The sequence below is a fragment of the Actinomyces sp. MRS3W genome, from assembly GCF_032465695.1.
Classification (GTDB): domain Bacteria; phylum Actinomycetota; class Actinomycetes; order Actinomycetales; family Actinomycetaceae; genus Actinomyces.
The window spans coordinates 1-5,253 of the sequence record NZ_JAWDJJ010000192.1; the positions used below are offsets into that span (position 1 = coordinate 1).

At 67.0% G+C, this 5,253-nt stretch carries 5 protein-coding genes and 1 pseudogene; 3 read left to right on the forward strand and 3 right to left on the reverse strand.

Going from position 1 to position 5,253, the window contains the following annotated elements:
* Positions 1-187: 187 nt before the first annotated feature.
* Positions 188-784 carry a GtrA family protein gene (locus RWX45_RS07180; protein ID WP_410050693.1) on the forward strand — a complete coding sequence of 199 codons (597 nt, stop codon included), beginning with the start codon at positions 188-190 and terminating at the stop codon, positions 782-784.
* 30 nt (positions 785-814) lie between these two features.
* Here the strand turns inward: RWX45_RS07180 and RWX45_RS07185 are convergent, their stop codons facing one another.
* Entirely contained in the window at positions 815-1,543 is a 729-nt protein-coding gene (locus RWX45_RS07185) for a peptidyl-tRNA hydrolase (RefSeq protein WP_316023055.1), read from the reverse strand.
* A gap of 85 nt (positions 1,544-1,628) precedes the next feature.
* On the opposite strand from RWX45_RS07185, the gene RWX45_RS07190 reads away from it, so the two are divergent.
* Together RWX45_RS07190 and RWX45_RS07195 are read left to right on the forward strand one after the other, a co-directional pair.
* A complete protein-coding gene (locus RWX45_RS07190; RefSeq protein ID WP_316023052.1) occupies positions 1,629-2,258 on the forward strand; it encodes an HAD family hydrolase in 630 nt (209 codons plus the stop codon).
* 206 nt (positions 2,259-2,464) lie between these two features.
* The gene (locus RWX45_RS07195) at positions 2,465-3,688 is read left to right on the forward strand and encodes a M48 family metallopeptidase (protein WP_316023053.1); all 1,224 of its coding nucleotides are present in this window, start codon (positions 2,465-2,467) and stop codon (positions 3,686-3,688) included.
* Positions 3,689-4,393: 705 nt separating this feature from the next.
* Here the strand turns inward: RWX45_RS07195 and RWX45_RS07200 are convergent.
* Entirely contained in the window at positions 4,394-5,020 is a 627-nt protein-coding gene (locus tag RWX45_RS07200) for a GNAT family N-acetyltransferase (protein ID WP_316023054.1), read from the reverse strand.
* Positions 5,017-5,253 (reverse strand): annotated as a pseudogene (locus RWX45_RS07205) (hypothetical protein); the annotation flags it as partial. The gene RWX45_RS07200 and the pseudogene RWX45_RS07205, both read right to left, overlap by 4 nt.

A 5,253-nucleotide genomic window follows, 5' to 3' on the forward strand; every position in this document is an offset into this window, starting at 1 on the left:
CCCACCCGCTACCGGCCGGCGCCGCCCACGCCCCGCCTCCTCCTTAAGCAGGAGGCAATCCAGATTCTTCTCATACTTTCGGAATCCAGACTTCATCCATACGGACTTGCAAGGCGCCCGCCAGCGCACAAGACTCGGTCATGGAGGCGCAGGAGTCGAGGCGCCTGGAAGGATCACCATGACGAGCATGACAACGTCCGCGAAAATGCGCGACGCAGATCCTTCTTCACCGCGTCTGGCGTCCAACGCGGTCAAAGCCGCAGCTTCAGCCCACCATCGCATTGACGCGCGACTGAAGGATCCCGCGCGCCGCGCCCCGCGCGTTTTCCTGCACGTCATCAACCGTATTCATGGCCTGCTTCCGGGCCTCTTGCGCCGCCGCATGCCCGTCACCTTCATCGGTTATGCGCTCATCAACGGCTCCGGATTCCTCATCGACATCAGTTTCCTGTGGCTGTTTTATGAGCAATTTCACTGGCTCTATCCGGTGGCGGTCACCGTGGGCTACGCAATCGCCGGTGTCTATTCGCTACTGCTCAACCGGTGGCTGAATTTCCAGTCGCACGGATCGATCGGCGTGCAGGGATCGCGCTACGCGGTCGGCCTCGTCTCCCAATACGTCATCTTCATCCTGGGATTGTCGAGCCTGCTGCACATGGTGGGTGTCAACGCCGAGCTCGCGCGTTTCATCTCCGCCTGCTGCGAGGGCCTGTATCTGTATGTGTTCATGCGCCTGTGGGTCTTCCGTGGCACTCCCGAGCCGACGGAAGCCGCCCGCCCATAGTTGACGCGCAGCCCCGCTGGCAGGCGGCACTCAGGACTCCGCCCAGAAGGCTCGGGTTGTCTCCGCCGGACCGTCGAGTTCGGTGAAGCCGGCATCCACCACCGACACCGGCCGCTGTTGTTCCCGCCAGGAGGAAACCTCCGGGAAGACAACCTTCACCCGGTATCCCTGTTCGGCCCACCGCGCGCGCAGCTGCGTCGGTAGCTGCGGACTGGCCCAGGCCAGCTGAGCCGCATGCGCGACCTGCGCGCACAGCTTCCCACTCGTCATCTCCTCCAGGGGGGTGACCTCCACCGTCACCAACGCATCCCGAGAGATCGAGTCGCTGGTCAGCTCAATCTCCCCGGCCGCCTCCGGGTCCTTGGCAACGGCCGCGGCGATCACCGCGGGCGCCGGCGGCAGCTCGTCGCCGTGGGGGAAGTGCGTGCCCTCCACCTGCGTCTTGGCGAGCGCGGGCGGCAGCGGACGCACCGGCCCGGGGACGATGGCCCGCGCCTCGGCCGTCCCCCACCCGGCGGGTCCGGCCTGAGAGACGGTGACGCCAGGCAGTTCCTGGATCTCCTCCCAGCGCAGGCCGCGAGCGCGACGCACAAGCTTGCGGATGCGCCCGTCCTTCCAGTACTCGACCGCGTCGTGCCACGGTCCGCCGGGAGCTGCCTGTGGCGCGGCCAGCAGCGCGACGACGGCGCGGGCCGTGGCCTCGGCAACATCAATGCGGCGCGGCGGGTGAACCTTGTCGTAGTGGACGGCGATCTGCATGGCCCACGGGACCGCGTGGTCGGGCCTGCCGGACAGAGAAGGCGAATCGCCCGCGTCAGGAGCGGATTGAGAGGACAATGACTGCATGCGTCACATTATCTGGGACATGGGCGGCACTCTGGTCAACACCTACCCGGAGGTCGACCGCGTCCTGTGTGAGGCGGCGTTCGGCGACGCCAGCCCCGAGCACCTGCGACGGGTGACCGCTCTGACTCGTCATTCCATTGCTCATGCAATCGCCACGCTCAGTGCCGAGCGTAGCCTCGCCCCGGAGATGCTGGAGACCGCATACGCCGGACTCAAGGAGCGGTGGCGCACCCATCCGGCGCCGGTCATGGACGGGGCACGCGAGGTAATGGCCCGGGTGCACGAGCTGGGCGGGCTCAACCTCATCGCCACCCACCGGGACCGCGACAGCGCCACCGCCCTACTGCACGGGCTCGGCATTGAGGTGGACGATGTTGTGTGCGCACCGGACGGTGTGGCCCGCAAACCGAGCCCGGACATGAACCTGCTGCTTGCCCAGCGTCACCACCTGGATCCGGCGGAGATCCTGTGCGTCGGGGATCGGCCGATCGACGTCGTCGCTGCCCGGGATGCCGGGATGGCGGCGGCGCTGCTGGTCCGCCCGGGCACCTCCGTGACGCTTCCCGATGACGCCCCGGGGGCTCTCGTCATTGCCAGTCTGCGAGACCTCATTCCACTATTGCAATAATGATTCGCCTGCCAGTCAGGCATCGACCCGAGTGTAGGAGCAGCCGCCTGCCTCCTCGTCCCTTTCGTGAGTTGGCGTTCTCACCCGGGCGCGCGAAGTCATTCGCTGGCAGGATAAGCACCACGCCCCCGGTGGGACGTGGCCACCGCGGATTTGGTCCCCTCGGTTGTACCCAACTGCAAAGCACTGTCATTACCTTGCAGCTCATGACAGCATCCGTTTCCGAATCTTCTTCGGCTCACGTTCCCCTCCCCGTGGGACACGAGCGACCGCACATACTCGACGGGGCGACCAAGAACGGCGCCGGGGGCATTCGCCGTCTGCGCCACCCTGCGGAACTACCACTGCTTCGGCTATGCATCAGCATCACGGTCCTCGCCTATGTGCTATGGATCGTCTTCCTCATCTGGCTCGTGATCGATCAGGAACCAACGGGGGTCGCAGCCACGCTGCGCAATTCCGTCACCGAGTCAGCCGGTCAGTTCCTCCTACTGCTTCCGCTCCTACCGTTCGTCCTGTGGTTTGTGCGCGCCAAGACGTACGCCGAGATGCGCGCTACGGCAGTGCAGATGAGCCCCACCCAGTTCCCGGAGGGATACCGGATGGTCGTTGAGGCTGCGGAGCACTTCGGGATGCGCAGGGTCCCTGACGCTTACGTGGTGCTCGGCAATGGGACGATCAACGCCTTCGCCACCGGTCACGGATACCGCCGTTATGTCGCGATCAACTCCGACCTGTTCGAAATCGGCGGGTCGGCGCGGGACCCCGAGGCGCTGCGCTTCGTCATCGCCCACGAAGTCGGCCATATCGCCGCGGGGCACTCCTCCTTCTGGCGTCAGCTGGGGACCGCGCTGACCAGTAACATTCCACTGCTTGGCCAAGCACTGTCCCGGTCCCAGGAATACACCGCCGATAACCACGGATTCGATGTCGCTCCTCGAGGTGCGTCTGGCACCATGGCTCTGCTCACCGGCGGCAAGTATCTGGGGGCGCAGGTCAATTTCCACGCGCTCGCCGACCGCGCTGCTCGGGAGACCGGGATCTGGCTCCACATCGTTTCCTGGTTGGCCTCTCACCCGATCATCACCTGGCGGGCGCACGCCCTGCGCGATCGCAGTCAGCCAGGACGCATTGTGCGCAAACCGCCGACGTCGAGCGCGTGGTACCCGCCGTCTGGCTTGGTTGGCTCCGACCGCAGCCAGTCCTGGCCCAGCCCCGCGCAGATGCTCAAGCACATGGACGCCTTGACGTCCCGCGTCCCCGAGGCGGAGGAACAGTTCGGCCGTTACCCGGGGATGCACTACAACGTGGACCTCGACACCATCCGCCTCGCGGATCCCACCCCGGTTCCCCGCGCGCAGGCAACCGCGCCGGCCGTCCGCCCCGAGGACGAGCCGCCGATGGGCGCCAACCCGGAGACCCGCGCGTGATCGAGTGAGGATGGCCATGGCCCCAGGGCGTCGCGACCATGCGGCGGAGACCCGCGCATGGTCGAGTGAAGAAAGCGAGGAATGAGAAAGGCTTGTGGGGGTGCAGCCGTGCGGCTGCACCCCCACAAGCACGGGTTATCGATGTACCGGGCGTAGCAGAGGTCGGCTGCGTCGGCTGCACCCCCACAAGCACGGGTTATCGGCATGGACGCGGTGGTCGAGACAGCGCGTCGCGGGGTATTGGTGGGGTGGGCGGCTCGGGCTTCGAGCGTCTTGTCGTTGCCGCGGCGAGCTTCCCCTGCTCCGCGGTTGCATCCGTACACGCCGGCGGCGGTCTCCCCGCGTTTTTCGACCTTGGGTGGCGTTTTACGACCCCGGGGTGGTCGTGGAACGCACCCCAACGTCGTGGAACGCACCCCAACGTCGTGCAGCGGCCACGCCAGCCGGGCGCACACTTCTCAGCTGGCCTTAGATACACAATCCGCAGAATTCCGCGGTTTCACTCTGATCACCCACAACGATGAGGGGCCTCCGGTGTGCAACGAGGCGCTCGACGCACACCGGAGGCCCCTCATCGATTTTCGGCTCACGCACACTTTCGCATAATTCCAACGAAAAATCGGGTTCACCTGAGTCTATCCTCGCAGCTCCAGTGTGCAACCCCGGCCACCCAGGAACACCTAAGGCTCTCGGACCGGGTTTGCGTCAGTGCTCGGGGCCAGTCTCCTGACTCTCCAGTGAGCCGGGCAGGCGCAGGAGCAGGGCCTGGCCGTCAAAACTGAGTCCGGCGTAGCCGTCCACACGATCCACCTCGATGAAACCGGCCGCCAGGTGTGCGGCCACGGAGGCGTGGTTATCCGCCTCGACCACGCTGAACAGGTCCTCCCCCGGGGCGATCTCCTGGACCGCTTCAGCCACTGCGGCGAGCAGGGCGCGGGCGATTCCCCGACGGCGAGCATCCGGGTCAACGATGAGACCGGACACCATCCAGCGCTCCGGGCGGCCGGCCTCCAGGTCGCCGGGCAGCAGGAAGGCGCCGGACAGGGCGACGGGGGCGGCCGAGTCCTCCTCGTTCACCTCCGCGACAGGCAGCGGGGCGGGGGCAGCGGCATTCGCCTCCACGGCGGGACGCGAGGCCGGGGCGGAGGCGTCGGCCCCGGCGACGGGCAGGGAGGCGAGCAACAGCACCGGCAGCGCCGCAATCATGCGTGGCGCCTGTTCGAGGGCCTCCTCGACGCTGATCCCGCGCAGGGCAAGCAGCCGGGCCACGCGGGAGTCGTCATCGAAACGGGCCGGGCGGATGAGCACGCCCGCGAGGGACTCGGGGCTCATGCCTTCTCCTGCCCGTTCGCGGCGGTTTCGTTGTAGGAGGCGAGCTCGACGAGATTCCCGTCGGGGTCGCGCACATAGACGCTGCGCATCGGGCCGCGGGCGCCGCTGCGGGCAACCGGACCGACCTCGATCTCGGTGCCGGCGCGGGTCAGGTCGGCCATGATATCGTCGAGCGGAGCGTCGACCACGAGGCACAGGTCGGCGCTGCCAGGGGTGGGGACGCCGGCGTGCGG

Excerpts from the sequence above, each read along its gene's own strand:
- RWX45_RS07180 (WP_410050693.1), top strand. The coding sequence starts at position 188 with ATGACAACGTCCGCGAAAATGCGCGACGCAGATCCTTCTTCACCGCGT.
- RWX45_RS07185 (WP_316023055.1), bottom strand. The coding sequence starts at position 1,543 with ATGCAGATCGCCGTCCACTACGACAAGGTTCACCCGCCGCGCCGCATT.
- RWX45_RS07190 (WP_316023052.1), top strand. The coding sequence starts at position 1,629 with ATGCGTCACATTATCTGGGACATGGGCGGCACTCTGGTCAACACCTAC.
- RWX45_RS07195 (WP_316023053.1), top strand. The coding sequence starts at position 2,465 with ATGACAGCATCCGTTTCCGAATCTTCTTCGGCTCACGTTCCCCTCCCC.
- RWX45_RS07200 (WP_316023054.1), bottom strand. The coding sequence starts at position 5,020 with ATGAGCCCCGAGTCCCTCGCGGGCGTGCTCATCCGCCCGGCCCGTTTC.